Origin of the sequence: Caballeronia sp. (assembly GCF_049581465.1) — a bacterium.
GTDB lineage: Bacteria > Pseudomonadota > Gammaproteobacteria > Burkholderiales > Burkholderiaceae > Caballeronia.
In genome coordinates, this window is the sequence record NZ_JBAUSA010000737.1 from 1 (window position 1) to 20273 (window position 20273).

Sequence of the window (20273 nt, forward strand, 5' to 3'; positions counted from 1 at the left end):
CCTTTACAGCAGTAAGGCCGACGGCCAAGCCGTCGACGAGTCAAGGATCTGTTATTTGTGGTCGGGGGCTCGGACTTGGAACATCTCAGCAGCGAAGCGCTGAGCAGTCAGCAGATGCTCATTAAAGCCTTGCTCGGGCTTGCGTCCCCTCCAGAAAAACTCCAGAGAACCTTCGCGCGCACGCCACGAGAGAGGCTTCTCGGAGGTATCCTTCGGCTTTCCTGTGACCTGCATGTTGACGATGTTGTCAGGCAGATGTTTAGGAAGAGTAACTCGCTCGATTGTCCCCTCGGCTGCTTTTAGAAAGGCAACAGCGCTCAAACCACGAGCATCGAGCGTCTTGGGCATGGACACCGAGCGACCCAAATAGGATGCAACATGTAATTGGTAGGGGTTGACGCCATAACTGCGCTCCACCAGATCCATAATCGCGTCCCCCCCAGTACGCGCGCCGACCTCAATAATGCAGACCTCGCCGTTGGGCTTGATGCGAGCTTCGAAGTGGGCCATACCATACTGGATCCCCAACGCGGCGCATGCGCGCTCCGCGATGTCAATCAATTGCGCGTTATTTGTGTGCACCGACGGTACCGAGTGTCCAACTTCGACGAAGTAAGGCTCCGGGCCGAGGTGCTTGTCCGTCACGGCGACAACGCGGTGCAAGTCACCTTGATTGATAACCTCGACACTGACTTCTTGTTGGGCCGGGATATATTCCTCCACAAGAAACACGTCCTCCGGCGTCCGATAAGCCCCACCCAACGCTTTGACGTCCGCAATACATTGCTGGAAAGCCGCATCCAACGCAGTGGCTTCAGTAACCTTGATCACTCCCACGCTCCCCGCTAACTCACGAGGCTTGATTACTACAGGCAGCCCAATGTCCGCCACCAACCGATGCAGTTCCTCCAAACTCGCAAACGCGCCGTAGCGAGGAATCGGTAATCCGGCTTTCGCCAGTACTTCCTTCATCAAGAGCTTGTCGCGGCACTGGTTGACCGTCTGAGCCGAGTTATGCCGAATACCGTAGTGTGCCGATACTTCCAACGCACTGCGAACGGTGAAATCGTTCATCGGAATGACGGCCGCCGGGGTCGCTCCGTGCTCGCGTTCATACGCTTGCACCGCAGACAGCACACCCGCGGGATCGGAAACGTCAGCGCTGATATATCCATCGAAGAATTTGATGATGTTGGAGGTCCTTGATTTGACCAATGTCAGGATTGGCATGCCGTCGGCCGCACGAAGCGCCCCAGCAAGCACACGTTCACGCAGAGGAAACTCTCCGCCAAGGATGAGAATGTAATGTTGTTGACTGGCTTGCATAGCATGTACCACCTAAGTGCCCGGCGACTGGATGCCGCCGGATGTTGATTTCGCGCTGTTTGTTAAAGCGTGACCATCCTTCCAACTCACGCGAAAACCATGGCCTGTGGCGTAGTCCGATCTCGGATGTTCCACAAACTTGTGCGAATGTTTGCGCGCAATAGCCAGCGATCCTTTCCGTTATAGTCAGCGGAGAACTCGGTCCGGGCATGGACTCCTTTGCGGTTGTTGATGAGAAGCGCCTGACCGGGCCGCAATTGCACTGCGAATTGTTCCCCGACCTCTTGGCACACGTCCAACAATTGGTGTAGTGCTTTTTCGGCCTCCGCATCCAGCGCCTCGACGCCATTGGCCGCAATATAGATCTCCGGCAGATCGGCCGGACCACTCAAGATCGGCACTGGCTGAGACCAGATTTTTTCGGTACTGGTAGCTTGCCGAATCAACAGCGTGTAGTTGCTTGGAGCAGCCATGCGAAAGCGCGACTGCCGAAGCACCCGACGGATGTCTTCGTCAAGCCGCTCTGTCACTCCGCGCGCATCTGCGAACATCGTCTTGGCTTCACCGGCAGCATCGGCCCGAAGACAAAGTAAGAGCAGAAAATCGGGGTTGTGGGAATTGAAAATTCCGGAGGCGTCATACATTGAATCATTGTGATAGCTGAGGAAAACGCGCGAACCGCGGTTCGATTGCGTATATTCCCCGCCAGGCATAGGTACGATGTGGTGAATCAGGCTACCGTCCTTCTCAGACAAGTACCCTACTGGCGTCCCGATGAGTTGAGCGAGACCAAGCAACGTTTTTTCCGAAAGAGCGGCAATGGAGCCACGCTGGTCGCCAGCGTCAATGGGTGTTTTCGGCAGAATCGCGTCGATCGGGAGGCCTTCGAGCAGCATGATGCCCGGGCTGGCCGGATCTCGGCCGAAATGAAAAACTTGGAGCAAGATGTCGTCAGGCAAACAGGCAAACGCCTTATGCAAGCCCACGAATCCCGCCTGGTGATTCTGTTGCAGCGTGACCTCGGCCAAGCGACGGGCTAGCTCTGCACACATAGGAACTGGGATGGAAAGTATTTTCACAAAGGACTCCTTTTAAGTCATCTCACGCGATTTGTGGCAATGGAACTGAAATGGCGCCCACATCCTCTTGGACCTGCGTGCGGCAAAACCACATAATGTCCGCCTCTAGCTTGTTGAACACGTCATCGTCGGCGACATGTCCTAGTTGCTGCTGATGACGGCGGCGAAGATGCTGTGGAATGTTGAGACGACCGAAATCAAAGATGCGGATCGCTCCGTCCGAGGCCCTCATCGGCATGACCTGCGCCTTGGCATATCGACTGGCGCTGAACGGCACATCCAGACGGCCACTGTCAAACGCGGAGCAGATCGAATGTAATAAATCCGTAGCATCCAAAACGGGAGCCAGCAGTGCCTCGACCTCCTCCAACAGCCATTTAAGCTCGGTTTCTACGTGCTCATCTCCGATCTGAATGAGGTCCAGGATCCAGCTATTGGCCGCCTTACTCAACAGGATCCCGCTGACGTTCGCTTCCCGTGTGGGGACGCCGAATGATTCCTGGAAAGTCTTATTGATAGTCTTCAGTGCCCCACCGGCTTTCGCGACCATCGCGCCGCGCAAAATGAGCGCATCGGCATCCTCGCGAGGCATAGGAAACGGGCCCATGAACTGATGCAATACGGGATAGACTTGCTCGACCACTTCTGGCAGATACCGACGCGCCAAAAGCGGAATTGCACGCAGCATGGCAATATCCTGCACGGTGTGCCCCGTCTGGCATACGGCAATAGAAAAGCATCGCACTCCGCTCTGATGGGCTAACAAAGCTTCAAGAAATGCCATCACCAATTGAATGGCCGGCGGCATTAGAACGGCGGTGAGCGTGCCAAAGAACTCCCGGTCTACGATGATGCCGCTGCGAGCCAGTTCCCCGCAGCGGAGATCGACTTCTTGCCACCAACTCAACGAGTCCCGCAAAGGAACGTCTTTGCAATAAGGTATGTTGTAGCCAATTCCCCCGCCCTCGAACGCGCTAAACCCAGATGCAATAGCCACTTCGAACAAAAAGCGTGGGTCCGGTGACCCATGTCGTATCTGAACAGGCGCCATAACTGCCTCGTTTAACTCGCGTCCAGCCCTCCATCCATGAGCGGGAAGCGGGTAACCGTTGAGCTGTTTCGGATCCTCCCTCGCTAGTCGCGCCGCAACCTCAAAACGCTTCAACCGGGTGTGCGCATCAATAGTCACTGTGGCGATATCCGGGGCTGCCTGTTCCTCTAGTTCGCGGAGCAATAAGCGCATTGCGTTATGGTCGCCTACTCCGCAGCGAGGCTGCACCAACATTCGCCCGTGTTTCCGTGCAGCGTTCAGTCGATCGAAAACTCGATCCTTCGGAAGATCTTGTAAGTAGCCAATTGCCTCCTGCTGGTTCGGCACTTCGAGGTCAAGGCTATCCGCGTAAAATCGATGCTGCTTAAACATGACGAGCTGCCTCGCCGCGCTGGAATGTGGCTAAGTTAAGACTCAGCATCTCGGTATCATGAGACTGGCGAGGCGGCGTACATGGCACGATTGGCCCCGTTTGTATGCAGTACTCCTGATGTAATCGAACCGAAAATTCTCGCAGTTGTGCTGGTGAGACCAGGCTATGCAGTAGCTCTCCGGTTTCGGTAAGCACGCTGATCATCTGTGTATCCATCGGCTCCACGCGGACGTGGTGTTGCTTGAAAAAAGCTGTGGCGTCGAAGAAACCGCAAGGAATGGCCAACCAACTGCGCCCCTCCGACTCAGATTGGCGAATATAGGCAATATCGCCGTTTTCTAGCGCTTTCGCAGCTTGGTCCAACTGCGTCAGGCTGCCGGAAAATACTTGAGACCGTGCGTCGGGAATCACCGCGGCTGTTGCTGGCGCCTGGTCGCTCAGGATGGTACCGATGCCGAAATCGTCGCGATTGGAGCGGCAAATGAGACGAACGCCGTGCTGCTGTGCATACGCAACACCGCGGTGGTGCAGCACCTTCGCGCCACTCGAAGACATCTTGACGGCCTGAGAGTAGGAGAGGTGGGGAAGGAGGTAGGCCTGCTGAACCACATTTGGATCGCAGCTGTAAACACCCGGTACATCGGAGAAAATCTCTAGCTCCCCGCATCCAAAGGCCGCAGCCAGGGCGATGGCTGATAAGTCCGAACTATTTTTGCCAAGCCACGTCGTCTCTCCAGTCTCGTGCGCAGCAGCCTGGCCCCCCGGAATAAGCACGATCTGGTGCTCGACAAGTTCGCGCCTGAGCGGCTCTGTGTCGACCGATTGCAGCCGTGCGCGGGTGTAATTGCGGTCAGTCATCAGCCCGATCTGGTTCCCAAGAGCCACGTTCGCCCGGATACCGAGAGCCTGTAATGCCGCCGCCACAAGGACTGCACCGAGGCTGTCCGCTAGCGGCAGACCTGCATCAAGCAGACGGTCCGACGGGGTCGGATTGAACGACAAAAGGGTGTCTCGGTACTGCTCGGTCAGCCCCGATGGCGCACTCACCACACATACAATTCGGGCCGCCGGTCCCCTTTCGTCCAGTTGGCGACCCAGCCATTGGCAAACGGACGAAACGTCGGACCGTGTTGCAAACGAAGAACCACCAAACTTCATGACGCTTAGCTTTTCATAGCCGTTCATTTGTAGCCTCGTCTAGGGGTTCAAGCCAGAATTGGCGATCCGCTGTTATGCAAATCGAAATGGCGCTCGGCAAGCAAGGTTTCGGCGATCTGAACGGCATTCAGCGCAGCGCCAACACGGATGTTGTCGGAGACGACCCAGAACCAGAATGCCGTAGGGTCTTCGGGATCTTGGCGGATACGGCCCACATGAACGAGGTCCGAAGATCCGATCAGGCGGGGAGATGGGAAGTCAGCGGCATCATGACCTTCGTACACCTGAATCTCGGGCGCGGCGCGCCACAGGACCTTCAGAGCCATAGATTCGATTGGGCGTTCGCATCGCACGTATACGGCCGCACTGTGGCAATTGCGAACCGGTACCCGTACGCAGGTGGCACTGACATGGAGATTGGGTGCCGACAGGATCTTGCGAGACTCCTGTCCCATCTTTCGCTCTTCGAGGGTGAAACCGTCATCCTCCAGTACATCGATACTGGGTACGACGTTGTAGCCGAGAGGCACCACGAAACGTTCGTGGTAAGGCGCGACGCAACTGTTTTCCAGCGCCTCACGAGCTGAGATGTCCAGCTCTGCGAGGCCTGTCAACCCCGCGCCCGAAGCTGCCTGGTAGGTACAAGCTATCACGGACGCGATCGGATTGACCTGTTGTACGGGTGCGAGCAACCGTACAACAGGAATGGTCGAGCAATTGGGATTAGAAATGATATTGGTCCGTGGCCGCTGTCGCAACTCTTGCGGGTTGACCTGAGGCACCAATAAGGGAGTTGCTGCATCCATACGGAACGCATTGGTGTTGTCGATTACTAGTACACCGGATGCAGCGGCCCGACGCGCGTGAATGTGACTAACTGAAGAGCCAGCAGAGAAAAACGCCATGTCCACAGTTGCGAAGTCGAACTGATCTAGATTTTGAACAAGAAGCGTTTGGCCGCGGAACGAAATTTGGCGTCCGGATGAGCGAGACGACGCGAGAACAGCCACCAATTCGGCATCGAGGCCCCTTTCTTCCATGAGGCGCAACAACTCACGACCAACCGCACCGGTTGCACCTACGACTGCTACTTTTATTTTTTGCCTCTTCATTTTCTAAGCTTCCTCTAAGAGAAAAGCGGATCGATGCGAGATATCGTTGATGGACATGGTCTGCGATTGAATACTCAACCTGCCAATTGCGTCCACGATTTGGCGCGGATCCTGCAGAATTTGATCAACCCCGAGCGCATGCAGCTTAACGATGGCCTCGTCGTTCTTGATTGCACCTACAGAGAGGTTTCCGCCGACAATGATCGGTACCGAAACGTTGTAGCGGTGTCGCAACTCAGCCAAATCCGCCAGATCTTCTAGCGCGTGTCCGTTGAGGCTACCTATCAGCACAGCGACCAACCGTTCCGCCTTGCTGGCCACTTGCATGAACTCTTCGGTTGGGGTGCACGCGCCAAGATTGATTACATCAAAGCGCTGTCGCCGGAGATACATGGCGATTAAGTGATTGCCGACGACATGAGCATCGCTTGCAGCTACGCCCAGCACAATCGTCCCGCGGTTTGCGATGAGATGCTTAATGGATGAATCCTGCATGGAACTCTCCGACAGATGACCGCAACAAGGGATGTCTCCCAAGACGCATTACTGAAACGATGGCGAAATCAGTAGACCACCCTGTGACCACAAGGCATTACGTCCACGAGGCAGTTGCAATGACGAATTTCGTCCCAGATTTCTGTCGAAAATCTCGCCGTAGTTGCCCACTTGCTGGAGGATCAGTAGAGGGAAGCTGTCCCGAAGGCCAAGGCGATCCAGCTTGCCCTGCGCCGGATGCAAGAAATCTTGCACGTGCTCTATCGATGCGTTATCGGGACGTTGGCAGTTGGTGCCGTCGAGGCCCAGTTCCTCGGCCTCGATCAGTACGCGCATTATCCAGGTGACTGCGCGTATCCAACTGCTGTCCTCCGCGGAAACGACGGGTCCCATCGCTTCCTTGGAAATTGGTTCCTCCAAAATCAGATGCGCGGCAGGATCAGCAAGACGAAGTCGTTCACCGGTTAATGGAATCAAGTCCAAAGCGTATATATTGCATTCCTTGTCGTTGTAGGCTTGCAATGCTTGCTGAGGAGTTTCGTAGTCGCGCAACTGGTAGTCCAGTCCACACGCATTAAAATAGCGCTTCAGATTCGCCGCTGTGGTTGCGCCCTTTTGAGTGGCGACGATTCGTGTCTGCAATCCATCCACGCCCAATGATCGCCATTGGGCAGTGAGTTCGTCCTTACGCACCATTAACGCCTCCCCATCAAACAGCATGGTTTGGGGGAATATCACATCGTGTTCCGCCTCGCGGCCCAGGGTCGCGCTTGAATTGAAGGTACCGATGTCGACCAACCCGGAAGCCACGGCATGGCAACGCTCGTGCGGGGCAACCGAAGTAAACTTGACAGCACTAGCATCGCCAAGGACAGCAGCAGCCACTACGCGAGCAAGATCAACATCGAAACCTTGCCAATCGCCATTCGATGAGGCGCGAAATGACAGACCAAAGATGCCTTTGCTGACACCCGCGAGCAGGTGACCTCGCTCGCGGATACGCCTTATGGTGCTACATTGTTGGTTGGACATCGTCACCTCTGCCTTTTGCATGGCGCTACTGTGCCAAATGCTCTCGATGTCGCGCCACTCATATTTTCTAGTTGTGCTTAAGAAATTCTTAACTACCATTGAAACTGGCAATCCGTTGCGTAGAGGCCGGTGTCGAACAACGTTCGACCGTATTCTTCGGCTAGCCGATGAGGACCGTCCCAGGAGAACGGTCTTATAAGGACGGCGCAGAGCCGCAACGCTGTACCGTCCTTCGACGCTCGCTTGTTGAACACACGCTTCGTCCCATTCGCGGCCCCGCGTACAATATCGCCTTCGATCTCCCCTAAAAGCACCGCCCCATGGCCACTACTTTCCTTTTCGACTGGTTTGCCCCCTGCCCGCGCGGCCTCGAGGCGCCGCTTGCGGCGGAACTCGCCGAAATTGGAGCGAAGCACATAGAGGGCTCCCAATTTAGGACGGGCAAGGAAGTGCCAGGCGGCGTGCATTTCCGCGGCAGCTGGGCAGCCGGCATGGCCGCGAACCTGCATTCGCGCATCGCGAGCCGCGTACTGTTGAAAATGGCGCAAGGGCCGTATCGAAGCGAACACGATATCTACGAACTCGCCTATCAGCAGCAATGGGAAAAGTGGTTCTCGCCGAACGAAACCATTCGCGTCGACATCACCGCGATCAAATCGCCGCTGCGCAGTCTCGAATTTGCGACCTTGCGCGTGAAAGACGCCGTGTGCGATCGCTTGCGTGAACTGACCGGCACCCGGCCGAGCGTGGACACCGCTCAACCCGATGTCCGCGTCTTCGCCTTCCTGACGTTGAACGAATGCACGCTGTATCTCGACACCTCCGGCGACCCGCTCTTCAAGCGCGGCTGGCGACTCGACAAAGGCGCGGCCCCGCTGCGTGAAAATCTCGCTGCAGGCATCTTGCGCCTGACCGGCTGGACCCCCGGCATTCCCCTTTTCGACCCCATGTGCGGCAGCGGCACGTTCCTCGCCGAAGCAGCACAAATGGCGCTGAACATCGCGCCGGGCGTGGACCGCCATTTTGGCTTCGAGAACCTGAAGCAATTCGATGTGAACGCGTGGCAAAAGCTGAAAGGCGCAGCCGTCGAGGCCAAGCACGCCGCCGGCTCATCGCGTGAAGACATCCAGATTTACGGCAGCGATATTTCCGGCGACATGCTCGACAAGGCGTACTCGAATCTGGAACGCGCGGGCTTGCCGGAATTGTCGTTGAAACAGGTCGACGCACGCCACATGACGCCGCCCTCCGAAACCCCCGGCATCATCGTCGCGAATCCGCCGTATGGCGAGCGTATCGAAGTGCGGGGACGCGGTCCGCGCGGCGAAATTCGCGAGCCGGTCCGGCGTGGCCGCGACGAAGACGAGGAGGCGTTCCTGCGCGCACAGCCGGATCCCGCAGACCAGGAATTTTTCATCTCGTTCGGCAATGCGCTGAAGCAGCGTTTCCCGGGCTGGCGCGCGTATGTGCTGACATCGGACCGGAAGCTGCCGGGCATGCTGCGCCTGCGAGAATCGACGAAAACGCCGCTGTTCAATGGCGCGCTCGAATGCCGCCTGTTCCGCTTCGATCTGATCGCGGGCAGCGTTCGAAACCGTCCGGCGGCCAGTGGGCCTGCCGACGTACCAACGGACACGCCCTCGCCCGAATCGGACGAGTGAGCGACAAGCGAGCCCGGCGCTACAATCGCGGCATGAACTCATCGACTGAATCTCACTCACTTGGCGTCGACGTGTATCGCCGCCGCCGCGAGCGCGTACTCGCCGCGTTGCGGCAAACAGGCGGCGGATTGGCCGTCATCGCGACCGCGCCCGAAGTCATGCGCAACCGCGACGCCGACTACCCGTTCCGCCACGACAGCTACTTCTATTACCTGACGGGTTTTACCGAGCCCGAAGCCGTCCTCGTGCTCGATGCCAGCGCCGACACGGAAGCAGGCGACCCCGCATCCATCCTTTTTTGCCGCGAAAAGAACGTGGAGCGCGAAACCTGGGAAGGCTTTCGGTACGGCCCTGAAGCCGCGCGTTACGCGTTCGGCTTCGACGCTGCGTTTCCCATCGATCAACTCGATACCGAAATGCCGCGCCTTCTCGCCGATATGCCCGCGATCCACTACGCGCTCGGCAGTTCCGCCGAGCTTGACGCGCAAGTTCGCGGCTGGCTCAAGGCGGTTCGGGCACAGAGCCGGATTGGTGTAAAGGCGCCGTCGAAAGCGAGCGACTTGCTGCCGATACTCGACGAAATGCGCCTCGTCAAAGACGACCACGAACTCGCCATCATGCGGCGCGCCGCTTCGATTTCCGCCGAAGCGCACCGCCGGGCAATGCAAACCTGCCGCCCGGGCATGCATGAATACGAGATCGAAGCCGAGTTGCTCTACACGTTCCGCCGACGCGGCGCGCAAGCGCCCGCGTACGGCGGAATCGTCGCGGCCGGGGCGAACGCCTGCGTGCTTCATTACCCGGCCGGCAACGCGATCGCGTGCGAGGGCGACCTGATCCTGATCGACGCGGCGTGCGAGCTCGATGGCTACGCGTCCGACATCACGCGAACCTTCCCTGCAACCGGCCGGTTCACATCGGCGCAACGCGAAATCTACGACATCGTGCTGGCCGCGCAATACGCCGCCATCGACGCCACGCGTGCCGGCGTCAGTTTCGACGCGCCGCATGAGGCGGCCGTGCGGGTGTTGGCGCAAGGCTTGCTCGACACGGGTATCGTCGATAAAAACAAGTTCGCCACAGTCGACGACGTGATCGCCGAGCGCGCCTACCAGCGTTTCTACATGCACCGCACGAGTCATTGGCTAGGCATGGACGTGCACGATGCAGGCGACTATCGCGATGCCCACGCACCGCTCGACGACCACGGCGCGCGTGCCTGGCGCAAGTTGGTGGCGGGCATGACGCTTACCATCGAACCGGGTTTGTACATACGGGCCGCCGAAGACGTGCCCGAACGCTACGCGAACATCGGCATCCGGATCGAGGACGACGCCATCGTGACGGCTGCGGGTTGCGAGTTGATCACGCGGGAAGTGCCCGTCGATCCCGACGAAATCGAAGCCCTGATGCGCGATGCGCGAACGCCCAATGCAAGCTGAAACTAGTAGCGTGGATATTTTCTCCGACGCGCCGCCGCCCGCCGATTACCACTTCGACATAGTAATCGTCGGCGCGGGCCCGGTCGGTCTGGCGCTTGCCGGCTGGCTGGCAAAGCGCAGCGCGACGTCGCGATTGTCCGTCGCGCTGATCGATGCACGCGCGCCCGGTGCGGCATCGGCCGATCCGCGTTCGATCGCCGTCTCGCACGCAAGCCGCGCGATGCTCGAATCGCTCGCCTTTCCCACCGATGCCACACCGATCAAGCGCATCCACGTTTCGCAGCGCGGCCATTTCGGCCGTACGCTGATCGATCACGACGAACACGGCGTGCCCGCGCTCGGCTATGTGGTGCGCTACGGCTCGCTTGTCACGGCGCTGACGAAAGCCGTGCACGAAACCAGCGTCCACTGGTTCACGGAAACGACAGCATCGACCCCCCTCCATGATCACGACGGCGTCTCGCTCTCTATTCATTCGGCGGAAGGTGATCATACGATTCACACGCGCATCCTGGTTAATGCCGAAGGCGGCCTGTACAAGGAAACCGACACGTCGACCGAGGTCAAGAACACGCGCGATTACGGCCAGACGGCAATCGTCGGCACCGTGAGCATGTCGTCGCCCCAACCGGGCGTTGCGTGGGAACGATTCACGCCCGAGGGCCCGATTGCGTTGCTGCCTTGCGGGGGCGTACGCCAGGCAGACTACTCGCTCGTCTGGTGTTGCACGCCGGACGAGGCGGCACGCCGCTCGCAACTCGCCGACGACGCCTTTCTAGCCGAACTCGGCGTCGCATTTGGCGAGCGCATGGGCCGTTTCACCCGGATTGCGGGCCGCGCGACTTTCCCGCTCGGCCTCAACGCGCTGAATGCGCTGGTCGACCGGCGCACGGTTGCAATCGGCAATGCGGCGCAGACATTGCATCCGGTCGCCGGGCAAGGGCTCAACCTGGGTCTGCGCGATGCCCACGCGCTGTGCGACGCGTTATCGACGAATGGACCGACGACTGTTGCGCTCAGTCTCTTCGCTCAACGACGCGCACTGGACCGGCGCATGACCATCGGCGCCACCGATACACTCGCGCGCCTTTTCACCATCGACTCCGCCCCGCTCGCCGCGCTGCGCGGTCTCGCCCTGAGCGCGCTCGAATTCGTGCCGCCGCTCAAGACCGTGGTGGCGCGGCAGATGATGTTCGGCCAGCGGCGCTAAGCGCTTCCGGGCGATGGCGGCCTGTCCTCCGTCCGATCCTCCGTCGCCCGATTCATCTGCCTAAAGTACTACCTGAAGTTCTGCCTGAGGCCGCTCACCGGGTCTATGGCGTTGCCGATTTTCATAGAAGATTTAACGACTTGCGCGGCGAACGGACTCAATCGACGTGCCGGGTTCGCTGTAAAATGCTCGTTTCCTCCAACGCATTTGCGTCCCTTTTCCTGTGGACGCCGCGAGCTTCATGCCCATTTCCACGCCGTCCATCGGCTCCCACCTGTTGCGCAACAACCTTTTCGTCGCCCCGATGGCCGGCGTGACCGACCGACCGTTCAGGCAGCTATGCAAGCGGTTGGGCGCGGGCTACGCGGTGTCGGAGATGGTGGCGTCGAACGCCCAGTTGTGGAAAAGCGAAAAAACGCTGCGTCGCGCAAACCATACGGGCGAAGTCGAGCCTATTTCGGTCCAGATTGCCGGTGCAGACCCGCAAATGCTCGCCGATGCCGCCAGGCACAACGTCGCGAACGGAGCGCAGATCATCGACATCAACATGGGCTGTCCCGCCAAGAAGGTCTGCAATGTCGCCGCAGGTTCAGCGTTGTTGCAAAACGAAACCCTGGTTGCGCAGATCGTGCAGGCGGTGGTGAATGCGGTCGGCACGGGCCCTGACGCCGTGCCTGTCACGCTCAAGATCCGCACGGGCTGGAATCGCGAGAACAAGAACGCGCTGAATATTGCGCGGATCGCCGAGGACGCGGGTATCGCCATGCTGACCGTGCATGGCCGCACCCGCGCCGACCTCTATAAAGGCGATGCGGAGTACGAGACCATCGCGGCCGTCAAGCGCGCCGTGCGCATCCCCGTGGTTGCGAACGGCGACATTGCAACGCCCGATAAAGCGCGCCATGTGCTCGACGTGACCGGTGCCGACGCAATCATGATCGGCCGGGCGGCGCAGGGACGCCCGTGGCTGTTTCGCGAGATCGAGCACTTTCTCGTGACAGGTGATCGTTTGCCTGCGCCACGTATCGACGAGATTCAGCAATTGATGAACGAACATCTCGAAGATCACTATGATTTCTATGGCGAATTCACCGGGGTTCGCACAGCGCGCAAACACATCGGCTGGTACACTCGCGGCCTTTCCGGCGCCAATACGTTCAGACATCGGATGAATACGCTGGATTCCACACGCGAACAATTGCTCGCCGTGAACGAATTCTTCGACGCACAAAAGGCGTTGTCCGACCGTCTCGTCTATGTCGAAGATCTCGACGCAAACGGCGATGCACAGGACGCGGCGGCAGAAGAATCGTGCGACGGGCAGAACCAAACAGACCGACTAGCCGCATGAGCAGAAACAACATAGAACAATGCGTCCGCCAGAGCCTGGACAACTATTTTCAGGACCTGGACGGGTCCAAGCCGCATGACGTCTACGAAATGGTGATTTCGTGCGTCGAAAAGCCCATGCTCGAAGTGGTTCTCGAGCAAGCCGGCGGCAATCAGTCGCTCGCGGCCGAATTTCTCGGCATCAACCGCAATACGTTGCGCAAAAAGCTTCAAGAGCACGGACTTATCTGAAATAACGGACCGCCGCGGCGAACGGCGGCCGATACGTATCATTAGTAGGTTCCCTCTACTCCCCAACAGGCTTCGGCCGTCTTCATCATGATCAAGCAAGCGCTCCTTTCCGTTTCCGACAAGTCAGGCATTGTTGAATTTGCGAAATCGCTGTCGGAGCTAGGCGTGCGCCTCCTCTCGACCGGCGGTACTGCAAAGCTGCTCGCCGATGCTGGCCTGCCCGTCACCGAAGTCGCCGATTACACCGGCTTCCCCGAGATGCTCGACGGCCGCGTGAAAACGCTGCATCCCAAAGTTCACGGCGGCATTCTGGCGCGCCGCGACCTGCCGGAACACATGGCCGCGCTTGACCAACACGACATTCCGACCATCGACTTGCTGGTGGTGAACCTGTATCCGTTCGTGGAAACGGTGTCGAAGGAAGAATGCTCGCTGGAAGATGCGATCGAGAATATTGATATCGGCGGCCCGACCATGCTGCGTTCGGCCGCGAAGAATCATCGCGATGTGACGGTGATCATCGATCCGGCCGATTACGCGACGGTTCTCGACGAAATGCGTTCGAGCGGTAACGAGGTCAGCTACGCGACCAACTTCAAGCTCGCGACCAAGGTGTTCGCCCATACCGCGCAATATGACGGCGCGATCACGAACTATCTGACAAGTCTCACCGACGAGTTGCAGCACAAGACCCGCAATACGTATCCGTCCACGTTCAATCTTGCGTTCACCAAGGTTCAGGATCTGCGATACGGCGAAAACCCGCATCAAAGCGCGGCGTTTTATCGTGATTTGACAACGCCAGCCGGATCGCTTGCCAATTACACGCAATTGCAGGGCAAGGAACTGTCGTACAACAACATTGCGGATTCCGACGCTGCATGGGAATGCGTGAAGACTTTCGACGTGCCGGCCTGCGTGATCGTCAAGCACGCGAATCCGTGCGGCGTGGCGATCGGCGCGAACGCTCACGAAGCCTATTCGAAGGCGTTCAAGACCGACCCGACGTCGGCGTTCGGCGGCATCATTGCGTTCAATCGCGAAGTCGATGAAGCCACGGCGCAGGAAGTGGCCAAGCAGTTCGTGGAAGTGCTGATGGCTCCCTCGTTCAGCGCCGCGGCGAAACAAGTTTTCGCCGCGAAGCAGAACGTGCGCCTGTTGCAACTGGATCTCGGCGGCGGCCACAACGCTTTTGACCTGAAGCGCGTGGGCGGAGGTTTGCTGGTTCAATCGCTGGATTCGAAGAACGTTCAGCCGCACGAATTGCACGTGGTCACGAAGCGCTACCCGACGCCTAAGGAAATGGACGACCTGCTGTTTGCCTGGCGAGTCGCGAAGTATGTGAAGTCGAACGCAATCGTGTTCTGCGGCGGCGGTATGACGCTGGGTGTGGGCGCGGGCCAGATGAGCCGCGTGGATTCGGCGCGGATTGCGAGTATCAAGGCGCAGAACGCGGGGTTGTCGCTGGCCGGATCGGCGGTGGCATCGGACGCGTTTTTCCCGTTTCGCGATGGCCTCGACGTGGTCGTGAACGCGGGCGCGACCTGCGTGATCCAGCCGGGCGGTTCGATGCGGGACGACGAAGTCGTGGCTGCCGCCGACGAGCAGAACATTGCCATGGTCATGACCGGTACGCGGCACTTCCGTCACTAAAATTCGTTCGCGGCGTACAAGCCCGGTGGCCGTGAGGTGCGCCGGGCTTTTTACTTTGCGCACCGCGCTGTTAGTATCGCAGGCACCACGTTCCACTGGCACTCCATGAGAATTCTCGGTATCGACCCGGGCCTGCGCGTGACCGGGTTCGGCATCATCGACAAGACCGGCCAGAAGCTGACCTATGTGACGAGCGGCGTCATCAAGACCGCCGATGCCGACCTGCCGTCGCGTCTTAACACGATCTTCCAGGGCATTTCCACGCTTGTTCAGCAACATGCGCCCGATCAATCCGCGATCGAAAAGGTCTTCGTCAACGTCAATCCGCAGTCGACACTGCTCCTCGGCCAGGCGCGCGGCGCGGCCATTTGTGGTCTCGTGGCGAGCGGCGTACCGGTGGCCGAGTACACCGCCCTGCAACTGAAGCAGGCCGTGGTTGGCTACGGTCGCGCAACGAAAGAACAGATGCAGCAAATGGTCGTTCGCCTGCTCGCGTTGTCGGGTGTCCCAGGCACGGACGCCGCCGATGCCCTCGGCATGGCGATCTGCCACGCGCACGGAGGCGGCGCGATCGCGGCGCTCGGCGCCATTGCGCCGTCGCTTGCAAAAAAAGGCCTGCGCGTGCGTCGCGGTCGTCTCGTCGGCTAACTTCACTACAAGTTCCTCAACATGATTGGTCGAATAGCAGGTGTTTTGCTGGAAAAAAATCCGCCGTATCTGCTCGTTGATTGCGGCGGCGTGGGCTACGAAATTGCGGTACCGATGAGCACGTTCTACAACCTCCCGCACAATGGCGAGAAGGTCGTGTTGCTGACCCAATTGATCGTGCGTGAGGACGCGCATTTGCTGTACGGCTTCGGGACGCCGCAGGAACGCTCGACCTTTCGCGAATTGCTGAAGATCAGTGGGATCGGTGCTCGCATGGCCCTCGCGGTTCTCTCAGGCATGAGCGTGCAGGAACTGGCACAGGCCGTGACCATGCAGGACGCGGCGCGGCTGACGCGTACGCCGGGCATCGGCAAGAAGACGGCCGAGCGGCTGATTCTTGAACTGAAGGGCAAGCTGGGCGCAGATCTAGGCGCGATGCCGGGTGGCGTGAGCGCGCCGGATCACGCGAGCGACATCCTGAATGCATTACTGGCATTGGGTTACTCCGATAAAGAAGCGCTTGCGGCAGTCAAGAACGTTCCGGCCGGCACAGGCGTTTCCGAGGGCATCAAACTGGCATTGAAGGCGTTGTCGTCTCACTCCACACGTTCGTGAGTGACAGCGGGTAGGGAGCCAGTCTCGCACCTGCGCGCGGACGCCGATACTCGGCCGAACGGCTAACGTAGCGTTCGGTACGAAAGTCGCGCGGTACAATCGCGCAATGATAGAAACCGACAAACTCGCCGCCGAACGCATCATTTCCGCCACTCCCGTTTCGCCAAACGAGGAAGCGTTCGAACGCGCGCTGCGGCCGCGCCAGCTTGAGGAATACGTCGGGCAGGAAAAGATTCGCGGTCAGTTGGAAATCTTTATTGAGGCCGCACGGCGGCGTTCAGAAGCTCTTGATCACGTCCTGCTTTTTGGGCCGCCGGGACTCGGCAAGACCACGCTCGCGCATATCATCGCGCGCGAAATGGGCGTGAATCTGCGCCAGACCTCCGGTCCGGTCCTTGAGCGCGCAGGCGACCTGGCTGCGCTTTTGACTAATCTCGAAAAGAACGACGTACTTTTTATCGACGAAATCCACCGCCTGTCGCCGGTTGTCGAGGAAATCCTGTACCCGGCGCTCGAGGATTACCAGATCGACATCATGATTGGCGAAGGGCCGGCGGCGCGCAGCGTGAAGCTTGATTTGCAGCCGTTCACGCTGGTCGGCGCGACTACGCGTGCTGGCATGCTGACCAATCCGCTACGTGATCGCTTTGGGATCGTGTCACGGCTTGAGTTCTATACGGCGGCGGAACTGGCACGGATCGTCACGCGTTCGGCGTCGTTGCTGAAGGCCGAGATCGTGCCGGAGGGAGCCCTGGAAATCGCCAAGCGGGCGCGCGGAACGCCACGAATTGCGAATCGGCTCCTGCGGCGCGTGCGCGATTTCGCTGAGGTGAAGGCTGACGGCAATATCACCGCCGAGGTCGCCGACGCCGCGCTGAAGATGCTCGACGTCGACGCGGTCGGCTTCGACCTGATGGACCGAAAACTTCTTGAAGCCATCTTGTACAAATTCGACGGCGGCCCTGTCGGGGTGGATAACCTGGCTGCCGCGATCGGCGAAGAACGTGACACGATCGAGGACGTGCTCGAACCTTATCTGATCCAGCAGGGGTATTTGCAGCGCACGCCGCGCGGGCGCGTCGCTACGTTGCTCACGTATCGGCACTTCGGGCTCGCGGCACCCGATGCGGGCCCGGTCCGCGATATGTGGGACGCCAATAGCTGAGGGGATTTGAAGCGGCCCTGTGCCGGGTTGCGTGGATCAAGGCGTTGCGGCCACTCAATGCACGTCACTCAATTTGCTATCGAGGTACTTCCTTGAGATCGTCGTCGCTGCTGGTTGTCGAAAGGTGCTCCACGTCGCCCCACAAAACAACGTTCGCCACGCCGTCGTTGTAATCCACCACGTTGATGCTCGAATTGAGCAAAAGCCAGCCACGCGGCGTATCGAGCGGCGATTCACTGGCGAACCGATAGATGCAGTCAAGCACGCCGCCATGCGCGACGCACGCGATACGCCCATTCGGGTGCGCCGCCACGATTGGCGCGACGGCGCGCATCACGCGCTGATAGAACGCTCGGAGTGATTCGCCGCCCGGCGGCTCGAAGTCCGGGTCGTGGCTCTGCCACGCTTTATATTCGGCCGGATATTTCGCTCGAATCTCTTCGCCATCATGGCCCTGGAACTCGCCGTACCACCGTTCGCGCAATCCTTCCCTTAGCTGCAAACTCAAGCCAAGGGCATCGGCGAAAGGCTTTGCCGTCTGTTGAGCGCGCCGAAGATCGCTTGAATACACGGCGTCGAGTCGGGCACCTGACCTCGATTCGCGCACCAGACGCTCGGCGAGCTGCCCGGCCTGTGCCACGCCCGAGGCCGCCAGCGGAATATCGATATGCCCCTGGATGCGCTTGATGCGATTCCACTCGGTTTCACCGTGCCGGATAAAGAGAACTTGCGTGGTCATGAATGAAGCCGATTCCTAAAGAGCGCCCTTTCAGCCGGCGGCGATCGACCGGCTGGCGGTCGGAAGGCGCTGCATCAGGGACGCATTTGCAGCCAGAACGTGACAGGCCCGTCGTTCACCAACGAGACCTGCATCTCCGCGCCGAATTCACCCGTTTCGACGATCGGATGCGTGGCACGCGCTTGCGCGACAAAGTGGTCGAAGAGCTTGCGGCCTTCCTCGGGCGCAGCGGCCGGCGTAAAGCTGGGACGCAGGCCACTCGATGTATCGGCGGCGAGGGTGAATTGCGATACCAGCAGCAGGCCTCCGGCATGCCCCTTTCCGTCGATATCCCGCACCGGCAGGTTCATCTTTCCGGCGGCGTCGGAAAAGACCCGATACGCCAGCATCTTTGCGAGCAACTTGTCCGCAATGGCCGGCGTGTCGCCGCGTTCGGCGCAAACCAGTGCGAGCAAGCCGGCGTCGATCGCGCCGACAATCTGGTCACCCACGCGCACGTCCGCCCGCAATACGCGCTGGATCAGGGCGATCATGCGCTTACGCCGTAAGGGTCACGCGTGCGAAGCGGCGCTTGCCAACCTGCACGACAAACTCGCCCGCCTCGACCTTCAAGCCTTTGTCCGACACAGTAGCGCCGTCGATTTTCACTCCGCCCTGCTCGATATTGCGCAACGCCTCGCTCGTGGAAGGAACCAGCCCGGCTTGCTTGAGCATTTGCCCGATCGCGAGCGGCGCACCGCTAAGGCTCACGGCCGGAATGTCATCGGGCACGCCACCCTTCGCGCGATGATTAAAGTCTTCCAAAGCCCGTTCGGCATCTGCGGGTGAATGAAAGCGCGCAACAATCTCCTGCCCGAGCAACACTTTGAAATCGCGCGGATTGCGTCCGCCGTCGGCTTCACTCTTGAAATGTGCGATTTCTTCGATGCTCCTGAACGAAAGCAGTTCGAAGTACCGCCACATGAGGGTGTCTGAGATGCTCATCAGCTTGCCGAACATGTCCGACGGCTTTTCGCTGATACCAATGTAGTTGTACTTGGACTTTGACATCTTCTCGACGCCGTCGAGCCCTTCCAGCAACGGCATGGTCAAAATGCACTGTTGTTCCTGGCCATATTGCTTCTGCAACTCACGGCCGACTAACAGGTTGAACTTCTGGTCGGTACCGCCCAGCTCAAGATCCGCGTTCAACGCAACCGAGTCATAGCCCTGCATGAGCGGGTACAGCAATTCGTGGATCGAGATCGGCGCTCCACCTTCGAAACGCTTGGAAAAGTCGTCGCGCTCCAAAATGCGCGCGACCGTATAGCGCGACGCGAGCTTGATCATTCCGTCGGCACCGAGCGGCATTGACCATTCGCTGTTGTATCGAATTTCCGTTTTCTCGCGATCGAGCACGAGCGCGGCCTGTTCAAAGTACGTCCTCGCGTTCGATTCGATCTGCTCGCGCGTGAGCGGAGGCCGCGTGACGTTGCGGCCTGACGGATCGCCGATCAGGGACGTAAAGTCGCCGATCAGGAAGATCACGGTATGCCCAAGGTCCTGCAGCTGGCGCATCTTGTTCAGCACGACGGTATGGCCGATATGAATGTCCGGCGCTGTCGGATCGAGACCCAGCTTGATGCGTAGCGGCTTGCCGCTCGCCGCGCTGCGGGCGAGTTTTTGCGCAAATTCGTCTTCGATCAGCAACTCGTCACAACCGCGCTTGGCGATCGCGAGCGCGGCCCGCACTTCGTCAGTGAGGGGGAGGGTTTTCGCAGCTGGAGCCGCAGCGTCGTTCTGTTCAGTGGTCATGCTTGCAACTTTCTCGGATGATTTGTTCGATGGCGCGACGTGGCGTGCATGTGGCGAAGCGGCGTTCTCCCGGCAAAACGGATCCCAGAGATGGCCCGTCAGTCGCTTGTTCAGGCAACGGATTTTACGTGATGTCGCT

At 59.2% G+C, this 20273-nt stretch carries 19 protein-coding genes; 9 read left to right on the forward strand and 10 right to left on the reverse strand.

Features of this window, described 5'->3' with window-relative positions:
- Positions 1-51: 51 nt before the first annotated feature.
- The 7 genes from WCA53_RS18040 to WCA53_RS18070 all read right to left on the reverse strand — a co-directional run bounded on the left by WCA53_RS18040 (position 52) and on the right by WCA53_RS18070 (position 7626).
- Complete coding sequence (locus WCA53_RS18040) at positions 52-1326, reverse strand: ATP-grasp domain-containing protein (RefSeq protein WP_423913459.1); 1275 nt, start codon at positions 1324-1326, stop codon at positions 52-54.
- Positions 1327-1412: 86 nt separating this feature from the next.
- Positions 1413-2405 (reverse strand): TauD/TfdA family dioxygenase, encoded by a 993-nt coding sequence (locus tag WCA53_RS18045; protein WP_423913462.1) that lies wholly within the window; start codon positions 2403-2405, stop codon positions 1413-1415.
- A 22-nt stretch (positions 2406-2427) separates the two neighbouring features.
- The gene (locus tag WCA53_RS18050; RefSeq protein ID WP_423913466.1) at positions 2428-3828 is read right to left on the reverse strand and encodes a hypothetical protein; all 1401 of its coding nucleotides are present in this window, start codon (positions 3826-3828) and stop codon (positions 2428-2430) included.
- On the reverse strand, positions 3821-5014 hold the full coding sequence (locus WCA53_RS18055; RefSeq protein WP_423913469.1) for a hypothetical protein: 1194 nt from the start codon (positions 5012-5014) through the stop codon (positions 3821-3823). Before WCA53_RS18055 ends, WCA53_RS18050 begins: the two co-directional genes overlap by 8 nt.
- A gap of 20 nt (positions 5015-5034) precedes the next feature.
- Positions 5035-6099, reverse strand: coding sequence for an aspartate-semialdehyde dehydrogenase (locus tag WCA53_RS18060; protein WP_423913473.1), 1065 nt, complete (start codon positions 6097-6099; stop codon positions 5035-5037).
- 3 nt (positions 6100-6102) lie between these two features.
- Complete coding sequence (locus tag WCA53_RS18065; RefSeq protein ID WP_423913475.1) at positions 6103-6594, reverse strand: cobalamin-dependent protein; 492 nt, start codon at positions 6592-6594, stop codon at positions 6103-6105.
- A 48-nt stretch (positions 6595-6642) separates the two neighbouring features.
- Positions 6643-7626, reverse strand: a complete 984-nt coding sequence (locus WCA53_RS18070) for a transporter substrate-binding domain-containing protein (protein WP_423913478.1) — start codon at positions 7624-7626, stop codon at positions 6643-6645.
- A 320-nt stretch (positions 7627-7946) separates the two neighbouring features.
- Between WCA53_RS18070 and WCA53_RS18075 the strand changes: the two genes are divergently transcribed.
- From WCA53_RS18075 to ruvB, 9 genes are all read left to right on the forward strand, one after another.
- On the forward strand, positions 7947-9287 hold the full coding sequence (locus WCA53_RS18075) for a THUMP domain-containing class I SAM-dependent RNA methyltransferase (protein ID WP_423913480.1): 1341 nt from the start codon (positions 7947-7949) through the stop codon (positions 9285-9287).
- A 32-nt stretch (positions 9288-9319) separates the two neighbouring features.
- Positions 9320-10729: an aminopeptidase P N-terminal domain-containing protein gene (locus WCA53_RS18080; RefSeq protein ID WP_423913482.1), complete on the forward strand. Its 1410-nt coding sequence runs from the start codon at positions 9320-9322 to the stop codon at positions 10727-10729.
- Entirely contained in the window at positions 10719-11939 is a 1221-nt protein-coding gene (locus WCA53_RS18085) for a UbiH/UbiF/VisC/COQ6 family ubiquinone biosynthesis hydroxylase (protein ID WP_423913486.1), read from the forward strand. Before WCA53_RS18080 ends, WCA53_RS18085 begins: the two co-directional genes overlap by 11 nt.
- 241 nt (positions 11940-12180) lie before the next feature.
- The gene (gene dusB, locus WCA53_RS18090) at positions 12181-13290 is read left to right on the forward strand and encodes a tRNA dihydrouridine synthase DusB (RefSeq protein ID WP_423913490.1); all 1110 of its coding nucleotides are present in this window, start codon (positions 12181-12183) and stop codon (positions 13288-13290) included.
- Complete coding sequence (locus tag WCA53_RS18095) at positions 13287-13520, forward strand: Fis family transcriptional regulator (RefSeq protein WP_423913495.1); 234 nt, start codon at positions 13287-13289, stop codon at positions 13518-13520. The genes dusB and WCA53_RS18095 overlap by 4 nt, the downstream gene beginning before the upstream one ends.
- A gap of 87 nt (positions 13521-13607) precedes the next feature.
- Entirely contained in the window at positions 13608-15173 is a 1566-nt protein-coding gene (gene purH, locus WCA53_RS18100) for a bifunctional phosphoribosylaminoimidazolecarboxamide formyltransferase/IMP cyclohydrolase (RefSeq protein WP_423913498.1), read from the forward strand.
- 105 nt (positions 15174-15278) lie between these two features.
- Positions 15279-15821 carry a crossover junction endodeoxyribonuclease RuvC gene (ruvC, locus tag WCA53_RS18105; protein WP_423913501.1) on the forward strand — a complete coding sequence of 181 codons (543 nt, stop codon included), beginning with the start codon at positions 15279-15281 and terminating at the stop codon, positions 15819-15821.
- 21 nt (positions 15822-15842) lie between these two features.
- Positions 15843-16436 (forward strand): Holliday junction branch migration protein RuvA, encoded by a 594-nt coding sequence (ruvA, locus tag WCA53_RS18110; protein ID WP_423913503.1) that lies wholly within the window; start codon positions 15843-15845, stop codon positions 16434-16436.
- Between the two features lie 106 nt (positions 16437-16542).
- On the forward strand, positions 16543-17601 hold the full coding sequence (gene ruvB / locus WCA53_RS18115) for a Holliday junction branch migration DNA helicase RuvB (protein WP_423913507.1): 1059 nt from the start codon (positions 16543-16545) through the stop codon (positions 17599-17601).
- Positions 17602-17677: 76 nt separating this feature from the next.
- On the opposite strand, the gene WCA53_RS18120 is transcribed toward ruvB, so the two are convergent.
- The 3 genes from WCA53_RS18120 to tyrS form a co-directional block, all read right to left on the reverse strand.
- A complete protein-coding gene (locus WCA53_RS18120; protein WP_423913511.1) occupies positions 17678-18340 on the reverse strand; it encodes a histidine phosphatase family protein in 663 nt (220 codons plus the stop codon).
- Between the two features lie 74 nt (positions 18341-18414).
- Positions 18415-18873, reverse strand: a complete 459-nt coding sequence (gene dtd / locus WCA53_RS18125; RefSeq protein ID WP_423913516.1) for a D-aminoacyl-tRNA deacylase — start codon at positions 18871-18873, stop codon at positions 18415-18417.
- A 4-nt stretch (positions 18874-18877) separates the two neighbouring features.
- Positions 18878-20134 carry a tyrosine--tRNA ligase gene (gene tyrS / locus WCA53_RS18130; RefSeq protein ID WP_423913519.1) on the reverse strand — a complete coding sequence of 419 codons (1257 nt, stop codon included), beginning with the start codon at positions 20132-20134 and terminating at the stop codon, positions 18878-18880.
- Positions 20135-20273 lie beyond the last annotated feature (139 nt).